This is a genomic window from Pseudoalteromonas sp. 0802, assembly GCF_013350085.1.
Taxonomy (GTDB): Bacteria; Pseudomonadota; Gammaproteobacteria; order Enterobacterales; family Alteromonadaceae; genus Pseudoalteromonas.
This window is the reverse complement of record NZ_JABVXE010000002.1, coordinates 62628-79550: the sequence shown is the minus strand read 5'-3', so window position 1 is coordinate 79550 and position 16923 is coordinate 62628. Positions and strand designations below refer to the sequence as shown.

The following is a 16923-nucleotide window of genomic DNA, read 5'->3' as shown; positions in this document are numbered from 1 at the left end:
AGATTAAAAAAGGGAGTTAATCAGAACTCCCTTTTTTATTGTTATTTGGTTCGAAAATTGTGGGTAAAGACTTAAGTAAATCGTCTTGTTTTTTTACTACACTCTGTACACAGGTTTTTGAGGCGACATCTGCAACCCAAGCGCCCCATTGTGAACTGCCAGGCTCTTCTCCTGGGGTTGCCCACCATCTAGCTTTATAAAGAATTTCGTTATAACAGGTTTCACTACCTTGCGGATACGCGTTTCCGGCTTGCCATGAATCTACAGCAAAACTCGACATAGGCAAAGCTGACAGCGTTATCATTGCAGCGGCAACAATGCGTGATTTCTGGCCCATACGCGGCTCCTTCATTAATGGTGAGATTGTATGACTATTATAGACGCGGCAGGATTAACCATCAATTAACTTTGTTAACAAGTTACACTTCTTTACAGTTCTGCTTATTTTTGACACGATCTTCTGATGTGAAAGTTAGAATTTTACATTTTTTCTTAATGCTTTTGTTTGTCCTCTTTTTGTTTTAGAGTCCATGCGCTTTCTCTGAGAGCTTTTACTTGGTTTTGTTGCTCTTCGTTTCTTTTGTATTTGTGTTGCATTAATGATTAATTCTTTCAAACGATTAAGCGCATCTTCTTTGTTCATTTCTTGCGTGCGATGACTTTGCGACTTTATGACAATAACGCCCTCTTTGGTAATTCGAGAATCATTTAAATTAAGTAAACGTTGTTTGTAAAAGTCAGGTAACTTTGAGCGATTAATATCAAAACGAAGATGAATAGCTGTAGCTACTTTATTGACGTTCTGCCCGCCTGCGCCTTGCGAGCGGATCGCACTAAAGTCGAGTTCCCATTCATCAATTGTGACGGTATTAGAAATAATTAACATCAGGTTCAGTTAGCTATGGTAAAAAAGGTATTGTAACATTTGTAATTGGCTAAACATAATAGCTCGACTATTTGCGCCGGTTGCTAACCATTTTGAAAGAAAGGAGATCACGATGAAAGCACTACTTATTTCTATGAGCTTACTTGCGATGAGTTTTTCTAGCTTCGCAGAAGATATTTCAGAAAATCAACTACAGCGTTACATTAAAGCCCTTCCTGCAGTCGTTAATTGGTCACAAAGCCAATCTGAGTTAGATACTGTAAACCTCGGTGGTATGCTAGGTAGTTCCGATGGTGTTGACAGTTCGTCAGTTATGGATGCGCTGGGTCACATCAAAGAGCATGAGCTTTATACTGAGTTCGAAGCCCTTACCAAACAATATGGTTTCACGCCAGAGCAGTTAGTTACTGTAGGCTCAGAGGTATCAATGGCGTATTTAGAAAACCTTAAAGCGGGTATGTCAGAAGAGAACAAGCAACGTGTAAACCAAGCAATGAGTGGTTTACAAAGCCTTACGGCATCATCATCTGATGCGGGTACTCGCTCAATGGCAGGTGCTTTAGAAGGTGTTAAAGCAAGTACTGCAACAGCAGATGTTAGCGAAAGTAACGTTAACTTAGTTAAGCAATATATGCCGCAGTTAAAAGAACTGTTCGCAATGTTGCAGTAACAGCACTATCAAATAAAGAAAGCGGCGAGTGAGCCGCTTTTTTTATGCTTACTTGAATACCATAGCGTTTTTTAGATGCTGTTTTTGTTGTGCAGTTGGTAAAAATCCAGTTTGTACAAACTCATTAAGGCTTGGGTGACGTTCAAAGTACAAAATATCTAAGGCAAAACGATTCATACCGTACAAGCCCCGATGAATCATATTTGCCGAAAATATGAGTAAGTCACCTTTTTTGAGTGCCACACTTTTACCGCGAGTCAGTGAGTCACTATTGCGAGCGCCCTGTTGTTCTAATCTAACTGCTAACTCTTCATCCGAATCCCAGTTTTTATGGCTGCTTGGTATTAGCTCTATTCCCGGCTCATCTTCAAAAGCAACGCGGCAATGTAACACTTCAGGGCCGCTAAGAGCGGCCTTTTGCGCATCAAGCTCTAAGTGATACTGCATATCGCGATGCCAGTAATTTGCCTGTTTAGGGTTGTAAGGGTTAAAGAATAGTTGAGTATTCATAAACTGAGGATCAGCAACAATGCCCTTAACTTGCTTCAATAGTGTGTTGGCGCTGACAAACTCAAAAAGAGTAAACTTTTCCTCAACACTTAAACATGCAGCACCAGTCAAACCTGAGCTATTAATCCCTCTGGATTGGTAAAAAGATTGGTTTTCTTGCAACCAGTGATGATGAAATTTATTGAGAATTGCCCTTACCTTGCTAAGCTCACTCTCTGTGTAAAGGCCCTTTACATGGTAGTAGCCGTTTTCAGCAAAAAAGTTATTTTCCATTTTTTACCTTGCTAAAATTGCACGTATTTTACTACTAAGCTCAGGTAATACTTGTTGCTCAAACCACGGATTTTTCTTTAGCCAGATATTATTGCGAGGGCTTGGGTGAGGAAGTGGCAAGTAATTTGGCCAATATTCACGCCACGATTTTACTAACTCAGTTAAGGGTAGCTGCTTAGTGTGGGGTAAATGATATGCCTGCGCGTACTTACCTAAGATAATGGTGAGCTCAATATTATTTAGTTGCGCTAAGAGCTTTTCACGCCATGCAATCGCGCACTCTTTTCTTGGCGGTAAATCACCTGATTTTCCTTTGCCCGGGTAACAAAAGCCCATCGGCAAGATAGCAAAATTGCGCTCATCGTAAAACTCATCGCTTGTTACACCAAGCCAAGAGCGAAGCCTTTGCCCGCTTGCATCATTAAAAGGTTTGCCACTTTCATGTACTTTAATTCCCGGCGCTTGACCGGCAATTAAAATACGAGCTCGAGGATTAAATTGAATAACGGGCCGCGCCCCAAGAGCTAAATGAGGCTCGCAGATCACGCATTTACTTACTTGTTCTAATAATGATTGAGTACTCATGAGTTAGTAAAAATATGATCTATGCTTGCTTTGACCAAACTGCTAACTCATTACCACTTGGCTCTGTGAAGTGAAAACGACAGCCTCCAGGAAAATCAAACAAGGGCTTAATAATTGTGCCGCCGTGTTTTTCTACCTGTGCTTGAGTTTCTTTAATATTATTTGAATAAAGCACCAGTAGCGCGCCGCCATTATTGGTTAAGCTAGTTAATGGGGCTTGATAAAAACCGCCATCTAGGCCCGCTGATTCAGCGCTAAAGGCCGTGTATTCAGGGCCATAGTCGGTAAATTGCCATTTAAAAACCTGATGAAAAAATGCCTTTGTTGCGGCTAAATCTTTAGCAGCAAATTCAACATAATTTAAGCAATGGTGGTTCGACATGTTGTGCTCCTAATTTAAACTATTCTCAAGCGCCATAGCGCAATGAAGTGCTGTACTATCAAGTAATGGAATAGACGTATCTGATTGTTGAACTAACAAGGCTATTTCGGTGCAACCAAGAATAATGGCTTCAGCACCTTGCTGAGTTAGATCATCAATAATGGTTAAATACTCAGTTTTAGATTCTGGGCTGATGATGCCTTTACATAGTTCATCATAAATCACACGATGCACTGTTTCACGCCCCTGTGCATCAGGAATTAACACGTCTATGGCGAATTTATCAGCTAGACGTTGCTTGTAAAAGTCTTGTTCCATAGTGAACTGGGTGCCCAACAAAGCCACTTTTTTAAAGTTATGTTGGATCAGGTTTTCACCAACTGCATCTGCAATGTGTAACAAAGGAATTGCAACCGCAGCTTGCACTTTCTCAGCGAGTTTGTGCATGGTGTTGGTACAAATTAATAAATAATCCGCGCCCGCGGCTTCAACTTGCTTAGCGGCCTTAATGAGTATCTCGGCCATCTGTGGCCAATCTTGTTGCTGTTGAAGCACAGCTATTTCGGCAAAATCGAGGCTAACGAGTACTATCTTGGCACTATGCAACCCCCCCAGTTTGTTTTTAACACCTTGATTTAAAAGCTGGTAGTAACTTTGTGTAGACTCCCAACTCATGCCACCGATTAAGCCTATTGTTTTCATTGCAGCTCCCTTTTTATTTACTTAACACCATATGATATTGCACAGAACAAAGCTAGCAGATCATTATTTTACTAACAGATCGAGTTAGTTGGTTCTGTTTCATTATTTAATACGCTTATGCAAATGATAACTACTATCTTTTCTGTTTGTCGGCGATATAATACGGGGTTTTCTTCTCGTGTTATTTTTTAAGGGATTATCATGCATTCTCAATCATTAGATGCAGTGACTACCAATCGCCCTAAAAATACAGCTAAAAAGCGCTCTGTGAGCCTATCTTATCGTGTTGCTGTGTTTTTGCGTTTTGTTGCAGCCATCATTGGTGGTTACGCCTTTACCAGTGTGCTTATTTCATTACTAGCTGTGTTATTACCACTTAATAAACTCGACAGCGTGCTGTTAACCACGACTCTATCGGTATTTTTTTACTGTTGTGTGTTTATTTGGGTATTTGCCGTTAAGTCTTTAAAGACTATTTGGATCACTATTTTACTAACAACTGGTGGGCAATTGCTGGCCCTTTCATTGATTAAGGATTGGTTATGAAAGAGAGCTTTTTCCGCTCAATGACTTGGCTTCATACTTGGGTTGGCTTACTGGTATGCTGGTTACTGTTCTTAATCTTTTTTGCTGGCACCATCAGCTTTTTTAAAGATGAAATCACTATTTGGGCCAAGCCTGAAACGCACCATGTGCAGCATCAAGCACAACGGCTTCAGTCTCAAGCCGAGCAAATTAATTATGTGTTTGCGCAATTACAGCAACAGGCACCTAATTCATTATCTTGGCGGATAAACTTACCTGAGCCACGTAACCCTGTTTTAAGCTATGGGTTTGCTGAGCCTAAACAGCCAGGCCAGCGCCGAGCACCTTTCAACTACACACATCTAGACCCTAATACCTTAGAGCAATTACCCGAACCTCGGGAAACTAAGGGGGGTAACTTTTTCTATCGTTTGCACTTTGATTTACATTACATAGATGTATTTACTGCACGGATAATTGTTTGTTTAGCTTCATTATTTATGTTGGTAGCGCTTATAACAGGCATCGTGATCCACAAACGTATTTTTAAAGATATGTTTAGTTTTAGAGCAAACAAAGGCAGCCGAAGCTGGCTCGATGCACACAATGTTTCGTCAGTGCTGGCACTGCCATTTCATATCATGATCACCTACACGGGGATTATCACGCTGATATTTATGCTGTTCCCCTACCCTGCCGAGACTGTATATGAAAATGGCTTAAGGCAAATGTTTGAAGAGGCATTGCCTATTAATAAACGTGCAAAGCCAAGTGAAGAACAACGCCCTATGGTGGCAATCAAAGATGTGTTAGATCAGATTTATACTAAGTCACCGAATGCCGACATTAGCTACGTGTTTGTAAGAAATGCCAATACAGCGACCTCACAAATCGTGGTTTATTTGGCAACCGGCAAAGAGGTTGTAGATAACGGACCACGCTACTTATTCAATGGTGTAACAGGTGAGCTTGAAGCGAGTTCTGGCGAAGATTGGAGTGCTTCGGCGCAGTTTTATGACTCAATGACGGCATTACATAGTGGTCGTTTAGCCGAGCCGTTGCTGCGTTGGTTGTATTTTTTCTGTGGTGTAGCTGGCTGTGCCATGATAGCCACAGGCTGCATCATGTGGGCAAGGCGCTTACGCGAGAGACTCAAAGCAGAGCAAAAACCAAGCTTTGGGCTTAAGCTCGTTGAGACACTAAATTTAGCCACCCTGATGGGTTTACCAATTGCAACCGCAGCGTTCTTCATTGCTAATCGATTATTACCTTTAGGGTTAGCCGGGCGTGCCGATAAAGAAATACTCGTGTTTTTCTTAGCTTGGCTGGCGATGCTAATCGTTGCTGTGATCGGCCGAGAAAAACGCCACTGGCGCTATAGTGCTTGGCTTAACGCTGCTGCTTGCTTATTAGTACCTGTGGTAAATGCACTGACAACAGATGGTAATTGGATCACGTATTTACTAACTCAGCAGTGGGCTTTATTCGGTATTGATAGTGCATTTATTTGTGCTGGGCTGCTGTTTTTACTACAAAGCAAAAAAATACCTAGCCATAAAACCGCTACAAATAAGGCTAAATTAAATAAAAACAAGCTGTTAAAGGAGCAACAAGGATGATGGAGTTACTGCAATTTAGTCTCTGCTTTTTTGGTTTTAATTGTTTTGCTCTTGCAAAATTCAATCATTTCCGTGATGTATTTAAAAAGAAATTAACCGAAAAACAGCGAAGTAGCTTTTTATTCAGCGGCTGGATCAGTATTTTACTAAGTTTGGTGCTTTGCGTGCTGTCAGATGCTGGGTACGGCGCATTGCTATTTTGCGGTTATATGGCTTTAAGTGTACTTATGCTCATGATTTTATACAGTTTTACTGTTTCATGGGTAAAGCATGTCAGTGTATTAACTATGTCTGTTTTGCTGTTGAGTGGCTTTTCGGTGATGATTTTGTAGTGTAGTTAGTAAAAAACTGATCTGATACCAATTTGCAATAATGCTTAATTGAGCAAATAGTAAAAAAATGGGTAGGCAATGCCTACCCAAGCAGGGGATTAAATTGGGGGATCACATGTTGTTTCAAATTAACGACGCTAAGTTTGCCTAGTATCCATTACATTTGTGTTGCACATTCGTGATAGTTTAAAGACAGTTGTAAAGCCCCTTTACAAGCTCTCATGGTCAACATAAATAAGCTCGTCTGTTTTAAAACCATATTCTTTTGCTGTGTTTATAAAGTCCTGCATTTGCTGTTCTGTAACGTTAGGACTGCGCGACAAAAACCATAAATACTCTTTGTTATAACCTGTGATATAAGCGTATTGATAATTTTGCTTATCTAATTCAAATACCACGTAAGAGCTGTAAAATGGTCCAAAGAATGATACTTCTAAGTGGCCTATGTCTTGTTGCTCTGCAAATTTCGCTTTACCTTCAGCTTGCTGCCATTCTTGCTCTTCAGCGCTGTAACCTTTATTGATAACTTTTACACTGCCATCAGGGTTAATTGAGTATTCGGCGGTAATCCCCTCAAGGCCGCGTTCAAATGAATGATCTAAACGTGCAATTTCGTACCAAGTCCCTGTGTATTTGTTTAACTCAAAATTATCGACGGGTTTGATGTTGTCTGGCACGCCAGTACATGCAGACAAAATGGCAGTGATGTACAAAATCCCGAGTAACTTTAATGATGTTTGCACGCTTTTGCTCCTTTAAAATTAAATAAATTAATACGTTAATAGCACTAATTAAGTTCAATTACGGTAAACTATTAAAGTTTTAAATCAATTATTGAGAACAGCATGAAGATTTGGGTTGATGCAGACGCCTGCCCCGTCGTTATTAAAGAAATATTATTTCGTGCCGCAGAGCGCACACAAACCTTCACCACATTAGTGGCGAACCATGCGATGCGAGTACCCCCTTCAAAGTATATTAGCCGTTTGCAGGTATCTTCTGGGTTTGATATTGCCGATAACGAAATTGTTAAGCGCATCGAGCCCAATGATTTGGTGATCACCGGTGATATTCCTTTAGCTGCTGAAGTTATCGAAAAAGGCGCACAAGCGCTTAATCCACGCGGTGAGTTGTATACGACTGAAAACATTCGCTCACGTTTAAATGTTCGTGATTTTATGGAAACAATGCGCTCAAGTGGCGTTGAAATGGCCGGTGGCCCACCGCCGTTAAGCCAGGCTGACCGACAAAACTTTGCAAATAATCTTGATCGAATCCTCGCTAAAAAGTCATGAGTGTCGTTAATAGTGCGCCACTGCAAGGTTTTGGTGATGAGGCGTTTAAAGTCGCTGTTTATATAGAAAAGCGCCCGCCGATGCCTGCTTGGCAACAGCTTGACCATTTGCATGCAATGCAACCCGGCCAGATAAACGAAATAAACCAAGCATGTGGAAATGGTTGGCGCAAAGTTTTTAATGTGTATGGCAAAGTACTTTTTGCACTACCAAGTGAATATTATGATTTTGCTAAAAGAGCACCTGATTGGCAGAGCTTTCGCGATGGACAACTACTGCAAGTACATAGCCAAACTGCATTACTGTTTAGCCCACCGATATTAGGCAAACCAGAGCAATTACATATAATTGCAGGGCGAACCCATGCTAAGCAGCTTATAAATGACGGGCTTTTGCATTGCCAATTAACTTGGCTTGATGATGAATTTGCTATTAGTAAATCTGATAAAGTGATTGTTTGCCCATATTTTGATTACCGCCAGTTGAGCAACATTAAAATTGCACGACTTAGCCAGCTAGTTGCAGATATTTTTTCTTAGTTTCTGGTTTATTGCGTTATTGAGTTAGCAAACTAAGCTTTAAATATTGTAAAACTTAATAGTAATCTAGATGAAAATACTGGTCGTTGACGATATGCCACTTATGCGCCATGTGTTAATAAACATGTTGCGCAGGCTTGATTATAACGATATAACGGAGGCGACTGATGGCGCTCAAGCGTTTGATTTACTCGAAAAACACAGCTTTGATCTGGTGATTACTGATTTGCATATGCCGAAAATGGATGGCAAATGTTTGCTTAATCATATTCGCGAAAACCCAGTCCTAAGTGATTTACCTGTATTGATGGTAACCTGCGAAGACAGTAAACAAACAGTAAGCGAGATGATCACAGCAAAAGTGAACGGTTTTATCATTAAGCCATTTTGTTTAAATACACTGCAAAAACAGTTAAGTCGAATTGTTAAACCAGAATAACCTGTTAAAAACTGGAGTTAAGAGCGATGTTTAAGCATTTAACAATAGTAAGTTTATTCACTGCCAGCACTGCAATGGCGAGTGCTGAACAATTGACTTTGTATACTGAAGTATTCCCTCCCTATAACTTTGTGCAGCACAATCAACTCACCGGTATTAACACCAAAATCATGGAATCTTTGTGTGAAAGAGCCAAGTTGAGCTGTACGTTTAGTGTATTGCCTTGGAAGCGCGCAATGTCACTAACACTCGCCCAACCGAATGCTGGAATTTACTCTACTTCACGCACCGCAAAGCGAGAAACTCAATTTTATTGGGTTGGTCCTTTGGTATCTGGGCATTCATGTTTATACCGTTTAAATAACCGTAATGACATTAAAGTAACGAGTACACAATCGTTGCAAAACTACACCATTGGCGTATCTCGTGGTGATGTTTATCAAACCGTTCTTGCTGATTTTAACCTTGCTGAAGGCCAGCAATTTTTAACTTACTCAAAAAAGTTTGAAGAGCTAAAAATGTTTAAGCAAGGTAAGCATGACTTGCTGATTGGCTCCTCTCTCACTCTTTCATCACAGTTGATGAATGTAGGTATGAGCCCAGACCAAGTCACGCCGGTATTTGAGTTAAAGCATCCTGCCTTGGTGGGTAATTACTTAGCACTTAACAAAAACACATCGCCAGAGTTGATCACTAAGCTGCAACACGCCCTCGATACCATGAAGCAAGAAAACCTGATTGACTCTCTTGTTGATCAGTTTGTAGCAGAGGATATGCACTCTCACGGCGAAGCATCGACAGTTGCACAGCAGTGCTTAAATGGTTCTGCTATTTATTAAATTGGAGTGGTTTTAGGTAAGTTAGCCGCTATTTTTTTATTTTAGAAGTCAATCGCGATTTTTCGCGCTCGAACGCAAAGCCATTGCCTCATCTTAAATTGCTTTTTATAGTGACAAATAAAAAGGGCAGAACTATGAAATCAACTCCACTCATTAAGAGCTTAGTGCTAGCAGTATGCATAGGCACAACAGGCGCCACTCAAGCTTACGATCGCATCACTGGCCATAACTTTGCTAGTCGTTCTGAAGTCATCGCACAATCAGGGATGGTTGCAACATCACAGCCGTTAGCTACGCAAGTAGGCTTACAAGTATTAAAAGACGGTGGTAATGCCATTGATGCTGCTATTGCAGCAAATGCAGTACTTGGTTTGGTTGAACCGACCGGGTGTGGAATTGGTGGCGATTTATTTGCCATTGTTTGGGATAACAAAAGCAAGCAACTTTACGGTTTAAATGCCTCTGGTCGTTCACCACAAAGCTTGTCTTTTGATACTTTAAAAGCACAAGGTGACTACATTCCTGCTTATGGGCCCTTGCCTGTGTCGGTACCGGGTGCGGTAGATGGTTGGTTTGAGTTACATAAAAAGTTTGGCAAAACACCTATGAAAGCCTTACTCCAACCTGCAATCGACTACGCTGAAAATGGCTTCCCTGTGTCTGAACTGATTGCCTATTATATGCAAAAAAGTGTGGCTGCTCGTGGTAAATACCCAGGTTTTAAAGATGTATATATGGCTGATGGGGCAATGCCAGAAAAAGGGGAAATCTTTAAGAACCCTGCCCTTGCAAACACCTATCGTAAAATAGCCAAAGGCGGCCGAGATGCCTTTTACAAAGGCGATATTGCTAAAGAAATTGGTCGCTACATGAAAGAAAACGGCGGCTACTTATCCTATGAAGATTTAGCTGCCCATCATAGTGAATGGGTTAAGCCTGTGAGCGCCGATTATAGAGGGTATACGCTTTGGGAATTACCACCAAATGGTCAAGGTATTGCTGCACAGCAAATTCTAAATATTCTTGAAGGTTACGATATCAAAGCAATGGGCTTTGATAGCCCAGAATACGTACATACCTTTGTTGAAGCGAAAAAGCTCGCGTTTGCAGATCGTGCAAAGTACTACGCCGATCCAGCATTTAACACCATTCCCGTACAAACACTTATTTCACAGCAATATGCTGACCAAAGACGCAAACTGATAGACCCTAACAAAGCCGCAAAACGTGACCATGCAGGCCCAGTAGAAGGCGATACCATTTATATGACGACCGCCGACAAAGACGGCAACATGGTTTCACTTATTCAAAGTAATTACCGCGGCATGGGCTCAGGTATGACACCGGCAAAATTAGGTTTTGTATTGCAAAACCGTGGCGAAATGTTCGCCCTTAAAAAAGGCCACATGAACCAATATGAGCCAGGCAAACGACCATTTCATACAATCATTCCTGCGTTTGTCACCAAAGATGGTAAGCCATATATGAGTTATGGCGTAATGGGCGGTGCCACACAGCCACAAATGCATGCTCAAATACTTATCAACATGATTGATTTTGGCATGAACCTACAAGAAGCCGGTGATGCACCGCGTATTCTGCACACAGGTTCATCGCAACCAACCGGTGAGATCATGGAAGACGGTGGTTTTGTTAGCTTAGAGTCAGGTTTTTCAATGGAAACCCGCCGTGAGTTAATGAAAAAAGGCCACACATTACAAGACGCGGTTGGCCCATACGGTGGTTATCAAGCTATATTGAAAGACCCAAAAAGCGGCGTTTATTACGGCGCATCAGAAACCCGTAAAGACGGACAGGCCGCGGGGTATTAGGCTCTCGGTAGTTAGCGAGTTAAAAGAGCTGTCAGCTATCAGCCGTCAGCTCTCAGATTCAAAACCATCAGCTAATGAGTTTCAAGAGTAAAGAGTAAAGTTAGCGAGCCTTGATGTAGCAGCGATTTTACATCGCGTAGGCGTGAAATTTATTTCGCGCGATGCTTCATTACTCGCTAACTCCCAACCATATATCCTGCAAATAAGATGAAAATCAGCATTGAGCCATTTTTTCTGAACATCTTTAGTACCGATAAAAATCTATCGTTCGTAGGTTGGCTAGAGCGCAGCGAAACTCAACAAGTTAGCGAGTTAAAAGAGCTGTCAGCTATCAGCCGTCAGCTCTCAGATTCAAATCAGCTAATTAGTTTCAAGAGTAAAGAGTAAAGTTACATCGCGTAGGCGTGAAATTTATTTCGCGCGATGGTTCATTGCCCGCTAACTCCCAACCATATACCCTGCAAATAAGATGAAAATCAGCGTTGAGCCATTTTTTCTGAACATCTTTAGTATCAATAAAAAATTTATAGTTAGCAATGCATTACCTTCTTTGGTAATAATAGAATTATTAAATAAATGAGCGTGGCATCGACAGAAATATGCGTGTCGCATAAATACTAAAATGTTATGTTTTCCTGAGGTTTAATTGAAATTTGTAAAGTATTCTTCAAATGGCAACTCAGTTGGTTTGGATGATAATATCAATTGCTATTGGCAAATTAATGAACTGGGCGAAATTATTAAAAGTATTGAGATACAACCAAATGCTGAGCTTCTTAAGTATTCGAAGCAGCATCAAGCTGATTCTTATGGTCAATTACCCGAAGGTATTATAACACCAGATAATTTAAATGATCGGAGTTACGGTACTTGTACGCTTTTAACAGAAAATGACTTTGACAAAGTGTGGTCAAAAAAGGCGATCAACTTTAATTGAAAACATAACAAAGTGCTTAAGGACGGACGCAAAACGATTGGCTTGAGCTCCTTCGTCGCAAATGTTAGCCAAGGGTTTTGTGATGCTTAACACGGCGTTATGTCATGAAGAATAGTATCCTAATTTTACTTTTGCTGTTGAGTGTAAGCTGGGCTTGCAATGCGACAATTGATATAGAATATCGAATAACAGAAGTAGCAAATAGCAAGTCAAGCTACGGTCTTAGCGTAAGAGCTCCGGCTAGTGACCCTAAACAATTAGTTCCATATTGGCATCGGAAAGCTAAAGAGATATGTGGCTCAAAAAATTATAAAAACTCGCAGTTAATAAAAAAGGAAACTCAATGTGGAGATGCACTAAGAGTTGATAGAAACGGACAAAAATGCGAAGTTATTCCAGCCTCAGTATTTGGCACACTCCGATGTGAAAGCATATAACGAACAGTTTCATAGTGAACAAAATTCAGTTGGCTGATTTGGCTCCGCTCCAGTTCATAACCAAAAAGTTTGCATATTAACAGGGGGTAGGTGCGCATGACTAAACGTTTGATTTTTTTATTATTTTTATTTCTTCCTCGATTGGTTTGCGCTTGTATGTTACCGAATCAAGGTGAAGAGTATGATTCGTTAATTAATCTTGAAAAGTTAGAGAGTGAAAACAGTTATCGTATCTCGATTCCTCGAGTTATTGAAAACTCTAGCGGTTGGCCAACTGTAACGTTGATCTATACTTCTCATGATATAGACAAAGATTGTAAAGAAGAAATTCTTAGTGATGGAACTCAACTGTTATGCCTCCCTCAAGAAGAGAATCGTGAAGAATTAACTCTAAATAGCACTTGGAAAAAGGCTATTGACTGGCTATCAAATAATAATTTGTACGAAGGAGAGATTCAAATCATGGAGCAAGAAAACTATTCCGTCGAAATTTCTGTAATGTGGGAAACCGAATTGTGTTTAACATTTGGGCGCAAAGCAATTGCCGAATAGTAAGCATGCCTAATAAACGCATTAATTAATGGATGTCTAAAGCTTAGTTGGCGCTCGTTCATAGTTAATTATAGGCCAAGCTTAATATGGCCCATATTGCGACGTTATATTTCTCGGAAGTTGGGTATGAAGATTATCTCTGCAAAATTAAATATTGAACCTTTTCACTCTCTTAATAAAAAAGATATAAAACGTATTTTATCTTTGGTTCCTGAAGAGTGGAAAATGGCTATCGATCAGGTTGTTTTGAGCTCCGAGTTGTTCGAAAACTCTCGCTTTGATCGACCAGTAATTCATAGTTCAATAAGTCGCAGGTTAAACGTACTTTCTCGTGGTCTAACCAAACGACGCATGGTAAAAGAAGTATTACGTGAGCTGGCATTAAATGGAGGTGTAGCACAATCAGGCTTCGCAAACCATGTATGTAAAGCTGAATTAGCCAAACTGGATGAAACAGTTGAGCCATTTGTTTTAGCTTTTTTTGAAGACGAAATATAACAAACAAATGTTGCCGTTCACTGTGTTCCCAAGGACATAAACACCTGAGCTCAGTCATTTAGCTCCGTATTTAAGCCAAGCTTAAAAGTGGCCCCTCTTGAGGCTTTGGTAGCGAATTACTAGAGTAAAGTTAGCAATGTATTACGTTATTTGTTTATAGTAGATTTACTAAATACATTAGCGTGATATCGACAAAAAGATGCGCGAAGCGCGCATTGTAAAATTTTTATCTGCTATGAGGGAATCACTATCAGTTACTCCGAAAAAGCACTTATTGAATGTTGCAATTTGATTGCGGAAGACTTAGGTGTTTCAAAACCAAAATCAAACGACGTAGTAGATAAATTAACGGAAATTCTGGTTAACCGGGAAAGCTATATTTGCATGGAAAAAGGCATTATAACTGAAGACGAATTAGCTAATCTTGTGTTTCAACACCTCTATAGCTTGGTAAATAGGGAGTTAGCTTCTGCCCATTCAATAACCTGCTCAAAAAGTGTTGAAATACATGCCAAAATTAAACGAGCACTTTTACAAAATGCCATATAACAAAAGCATGGATTCGTTCCATATGGATATTGGGGCAAAAACACGGCGCTGCTTCGTCGCTAATTTAGGCCAATAATTTTAGCCCTTTATGGGGGCGTGTATATCGAGAGTTGATGTTTAATTTACTAAAAGAGAAGCTAAAATTTGCTATTTTACTTGCGCCAGATGCTTTTGCTTATTCTCTAGTTTGTATCGTTTGGGAGCCTCTTTATAGGCTATGTATTTTAGTCGGTCTTGCAGAAACAGGCTTGGAGTGGTTTCCATTTAAATTTGGTTTAATAGTATTTGCTCTGCTTTTCAGTTATCGATATATCGTTTATTTAATAAAGAGAAAGAGTAAGTAGCCATATAACAAGCCGTTTAAACGGGGGTCTAAAACTTAGCTTACGCTCGTAACTTGCCGCTTATTGGGGTGTTGGTATCAAATGAAAAGTTCTGAGTTATATGAAGATTGGGGTTTACCTTATATCATCATCGGATCAGGTGTACTAATCGCTCGTGAACAGGCTTTAAGAGTGATTGAGTTGTTATACGAAAAAGGTTTTTACTTCTTGGGGTACGACGCCTTTACAGTTTTCTCAGATGGTACTAGACAACCACATATGGAATTCAACGCATCATTCAGCAGGGAAAGACAAATAACGTCTATGGAAGCTATTGAAACTATCAATGAAGATCCATCAGAGATTACTCACTATGAATTTTATTTTCGGCCACAAGCCTAACAAGCGCCATCAAAACACCACTTCGCTTACCCAACGAGCTCTAAAGGATGAAAAACGCTTGGCTTGCGCTCCTTCTTCGCTGATTTTAGCTAAGCATTTTGTGTGGTTTAGCACGGCGTTAAATGTCAGGAAGAATAGTTTCCCAATTTTACTTATGCTGTTTATGTGTCAGGAGTTGCTGATTGCTAGAGTTTATTTCTGAAATTGGAAGCAGTTTTAAGTGGGTCTACCGTGGCTGGCTATATTTTCTATCGTCGTCATATCAGCAAAGAGTTCTCATTGAGTATTCAAAGCGTGGCGCAGTTTGGAAGGTTTTTGACATTATTATGAGTGTCGTGTTTATGGGCTTAGAAATACTTCTAGTTTTGTATTTAACTAGGCAGCTTTAGGCATTGTCATATAGCAAACTACTTAAACCGCTTGCGGGTTTGTTGGGGCAGTAACATATGGGGAGTGCCATTTCTCTCCGCATTTTAGCCAAGCATAATCTGCCCGCTATGCTGCGTTATCTCGAAATAAACTTTACGCGAAACTCACCTAATACAACCGACTTCTTAAAACGTACATATTCAGAATTGAGTTGCTTGAATCAAGGCAAGATAAAGTTTGTAAATTCAAAGAGTAAAGTTAGAGCCATCACGCGAAATAAATATCACGCCTACGCGAAGTAACTTTACTCTTTCCCCTTGAAACTCGCTAACTAGTTGGGTTTCGCTGCGCTCTACCCAACCTACGAGTCATCGCGCGAAATAAATATCACGCCTACGCGAAGTAACTTTACTCTTTCCCCTTGAAACTCGCTAACTAGTTGGGTTTCGCTGCGCTCTACCCAACCTACGAGTCATCGCGCGAAATAAATTTCACACCTACGTGATGTAACTTTACTCTTTCCACTTGTAGCTCGCTAACTTGTTGGTTTCAATCTGAGAGCTAACGGCTGAAAGCTGACAGCTCTCTTAACTCGCTAACTTGTTGGGTCTTGCTGCGTTCTAGCCAATCTACAAGCCATCGCGCGAAATAAATTTCACGCCTACGCGATGTAACTTTACTCTTTCCCCTTGAAGCTTGCTAACTTGTTGGTTTAAATCTGAGAGCTGACGGCTGAAAGCTGACAGCTCTATAAAACAGCTAACTCCCAACCACATACCCAGCAAAACCAAGCACTTTAAAATACTGTTTTGGGGTGCTGAAGCGGGTTTCATTCATTAACTCAGAAAAACGAATGCGGTCTAATGGGTAAAACTCGTGCTCTAGGTTGTGGCGCATGCGTTCTACGCCGACTTCGGTTAAACCTAACTGCGTACACAGCTGTAGTTGAGATTCGCGCTCAAAAGCGGTTTCTGGGCGCATTAAATCGGCAATATATAAGTTGCTCGATTTTTTAAGTTTGCTGTGAATCGCTTTTAACAGCGTTTTTTTATCGCCGTTATCTTCAACAAAGTGCATTACTAGTAAACACAGTGCGGCGTCACATTGAGTGTCGATGTCGTTGATATCACCGCAGTGAACTGTCACGCGATCGCTGATGTTATGCTGGCCAAACTGTTGCTCGGCAATATCGAGCATGTCTTGTGAAATGTCTTGAGCAATAAACTGCCAGCTTGGTTTTAGCGCCGCTAATTCGATGATTTCTTTACCAGTTCCGGCACCAACCACTAAAATGCACGCATCATCGTTAAGCGTGGTTGCTAATTGGGCTGCGGTTGCTTGATGTAATAGCTCATAACCTGGAACTAGGCGCAAAATGCGTTCGTCGTAGTGATTTGCTTCTTCGTGATTAAAAGTTGGCATGCTAAT

General features: G+C 40.6%; 23 protein-coding genes. 15 read left to right on the top strand and 8 right to left on the bottom strand.

The window, feature by feature from the left end; genetic code table 11:
* Positions 1–16: 16 nt before the first annotated feature.
* Both HUS61_RS05150 and arfB read right to left on the bottom strand, forming a co-directional pair.
* A complete protein-coding gene (locus tag HUS61_RS05150) occupies positions 17–337 on the bottom strand; it encodes a hypothetical protein (RefSeq protein ID WP_175081400.1) in 321 nt (106 codons plus the stop codon).
* A gap of 135 nt (positions 338–472) precedes the next feature.
* Entirely contained in the window at positions 473–886 is a 414-nt protein-coding gene (gene arfB, locus HUS61_RS05145; protein WP_054563127.1) for an alternative ribosome rescue aminoacyl-tRNA hydrolase ArfB, read from the bottom strand.
* Between the two features lie 112 nt (positions 887–998).
* On the opposite strand from arfB, the gene HUS61_RS05140 reads away from it, so the two are divergent.
* Entirely contained in the window at positions 999–1556 is a 558-nt protein-coding gene (locus HUS61_RS05140) for a hypothetical protein (RefSeq protein ID WP_058584364.1), read from the top strand.
* Positions 1557–1604: 48 nt separating this feature from the next.
* On the opposite strand, the gene HUS61_RS05135 is transcribed toward HUS61_RS05140, so the two are convergent.
* Genes HUS61_RS05135 through HUS61_RS05120 form a run of 4 tightly spaced genes read right to left on the bottom strand, consistent with a single transcriptional unit; the run spans position 1605 to position 4008 of the window.
* Positions 1605–2339 carry a phytanoyl-CoA dioxygenase family protein gene (locus HUS61_RS05135; RefSeq protein ID WP_175081399.1) on the bottom strand — a complete coding sequence of 245 codons (735 nt, stop codon included), beginning with the start codon at positions 2337–2339 and terminating at the stop codon, positions 1605–1607.
* Between the two features lie 3 nt (positions 2340–2342).
* Entirely contained in the window at positions 2343–2924 is a 582-nt protein-coding gene (locus tag HUS61_RS05130; protein ID WP_175081398.1) for a uracil-DNA glycosylase family protein, read from the bottom strand.
* A 19-nt stretch (positions 2925–2943) separates the two neighbouring features.
* Positions 2944–3306 (bottom strand): VOC family protein, encoded by a 363-nt coding sequence (locus HUS61_RS05125; RefSeq protein WP_175079916.1) that lies wholly within the window; start codon positions 3304–3306, stop codon positions 2944–2946.
* Positions 3307–3315: 9 nt separating this feature from the next.
* Complete coding sequence (locus HUS61_RS05120; RefSeq protein WP_175081397.1) at positions 3316–4008, bottom strand: aspartate/glutamate racemase family protein; 693 nt, start codon at positions 4006–4008, stop codon at positions 3316–3318.
* A gap of 201 nt (positions 4009–4209) precedes the next feature.
* Here HUS61_RS05120 and HUS61_RS05115 point away from each other — a divergent pair, with 201 nt between their 5' ends.
* Genes HUS61_RS05115 through HUS61_RS05105 form a run of 3 tightly spaced genes read left to right on the top strand, consistent with a single transcriptional unit; the run spans position 4210 to position 6484 of the window.
* Complete coding sequence (locus HUS61_RS05115) at positions 4210–4554, top strand: hypothetical protein (protein ID WP_181447678.1); 345 nt, start codon at positions 4210–4212, stop codon at positions 4552–4554.
* Entirely contained in the window at positions 4551–6152 is a 1602-nt protein-coding gene (locus HUS61_RS05110) for a PepSY domain-containing protein (protein WP_175081396.1), read from the top strand. Before HUS61_RS05115 ends, HUS61_RS05110 begins: the two co-directional genes overlap by 4 nt.
* The gene (locus tag HUS61_RS05105; protein ID WP_054563134.1) at positions 6149–6484 is read left to right on the top strand and encodes a DUF3325 domain-containing protein; all 336 of its coding nucleotides are present in this window, start codon (positions 6149–6151) and stop codon (positions 6482–6484) included. Before HUS61_RS05110 ends, HUS61_RS05105 begins: the two co-directional genes overlap by 4 nt.
* 209 nt (positions 6485–6693) lie before the next feature.
* Here HUS61_RS05105 and HUS61_RS05100 read toward each other — a convergent pair whose 3' ends face one another.
* Positions 6694–7227: a lipocalin family protein gene (locus HUS61_RS05100; RefSeq protein ID WP_175081395.1), complete on the bottom strand. Its 534-nt coding sequence runs from the start codon at positions 7225–7227 to the stop codon at positions 6694–6696.
* Positions 7228–7329: 102 nt separating this feature from the next.
* Between HUS61_RS05100 and HUS61_RS05095 the strand changes: the two genes are divergently transcribed.
* The 11 genes from HUS61_RS05095 (at position 7330) to HUS61_RS05045 (ending at position 15126) form a co-directional block, all read left to right on the top strand.
* Positions 7330–7779: a YaiI/YqxD family protein gene (locus tag HUS61_RS05095; protein ID WP_054563136.1), complete on the top strand. Its 450-nt coding sequence runs from the start codon at positions 7330–7332 to the stop codon at positions 7777–7779.
* Positions 7776–8318, top strand: coding sequence for a DUF6942 family protein (locus HUS61_RS05090; RefSeq protein ID WP_175081394.1), 543 nt, complete (start codon positions 7776–7778; stop codon positions 8316–8318). The genes HUS61_RS05095 and HUS61_RS05090 overlap by 4 nt, the downstream gene beginning before the upstream one ends.
* A gap of 70 nt (positions 8319–8388) precedes the next feature.
* Complete coding sequence (locus HUS61_RS05085; protein ID WP_175081393.1) at positions 8389–8757, top strand: response regulator; 369 nt, start codon at positions 8389–8391, stop codon at positions 8755–8757.
* 26 nt (positions 8758–8783) lie between these two features.
* On the top strand, positions 8784–9596 hold the full coding sequence (locus HUS61_RS05080; RefSeq protein ID WP_175081392.1) for an ABC transporter substrate-binding protein: 813 nt from the start codon (positions 8784–8786) through the stop codon (positions 9594–9596).
* 134 nt (positions 9597–9730) lie between these two features.
* On the top strand, positions 9731–11428 hold the full coding sequence (ggt, locus tag HUS61_RS05075; protein WP_175081391.1) for a gamma-glutamyltransferase: 1698 nt from the start codon (positions 9731–9733) through the stop codon (positions 11426–11428).
* A 646-nt stretch (positions 11429–12074) separates the two neighbouring features.
* The gene (locus tag HUS61_RS05070) at positions 12075–12365 is read left to right on the top strand and encodes a hypothetical protein (RefSeq protein ID WP_166338207.1); all 291 of its coding nucleotides are present in this window, start codon (positions 12075–12077) and stop codon (positions 12363–12365) included.
* Positions 12366–12898: 533 nt separating this feature from the next.
* Complete coding sequence (locus HUS61_RS05065) at positions 12899–13354, top strand: hypothetical protein (RefSeq protein WP_175081390.1); 456 nt, start codon at positions 12899–12901, stop codon at positions 13352–13354.
* Between the two features lie 126 nt (positions 13355–13480).
* Positions 13481–13852 carry a hypothetical protein gene (locus tag HUS61_RS05060; protein WP_175081389.1) on the top strand — a complete coding sequence of 124 codons (372 nt, stop codon included), beginning with the start codon at positions 13481–13483 and terminating at the stop codon, positions 13850–13852.
* Between the two features lie 288 nt (positions 13853–14140).
* Positions 14141–14401 carry a hypothetical protein gene (locus HUS61_RS05055; RefSeq protein ID WP_175081388.1) on the top strand — a complete coding sequence of 87 codons (261 nt, stop codon included), beginning with the start codon at positions 14141–14143 and terminating at the stop codon, positions 14399–14401.
* Positions 14402–14514: 113 nt separating this feature from the next.
* Positions 14515–14745: a hypothetical protein gene (locus HUS61_RS05050; RefSeq protein ID WP_175081387.1), complete on the top strand. Its 231-nt coding sequence runs from the start codon at positions 14515–14517 to the stop codon at positions 14743–14745.
* Between the two features lie 81 nt (positions 14746–14826).
* Positions 14827–15126 carry a hypothetical protein gene (locus HUS61_RS05045; protein WP_175081386.1) on the top strand — a complete coding sequence of 100 codons (300 nt, stop codon included), beginning with the start codon at positions 14827–14829 and terminating at the stop codon, positions 15124–15126.
* A gap of 1128 nt (positions 15127–16254) precedes the next feature.
* On the opposite strand, the gene HUS61_RS05040 is transcribed toward HUS61_RS05045, so the two are convergent.
* A complete protein-coding gene (locus tag HUS61_RS05040; RefSeq protein ID WP_175081385.1) occupies positions 16255–16917 on the bottom strand; it encodes a class I SAM-dependent methyltransferase in 663 nt (220 codons plus the stop codon).
* Positions 16918–16923: the final 6 nt, after the last annotated feature.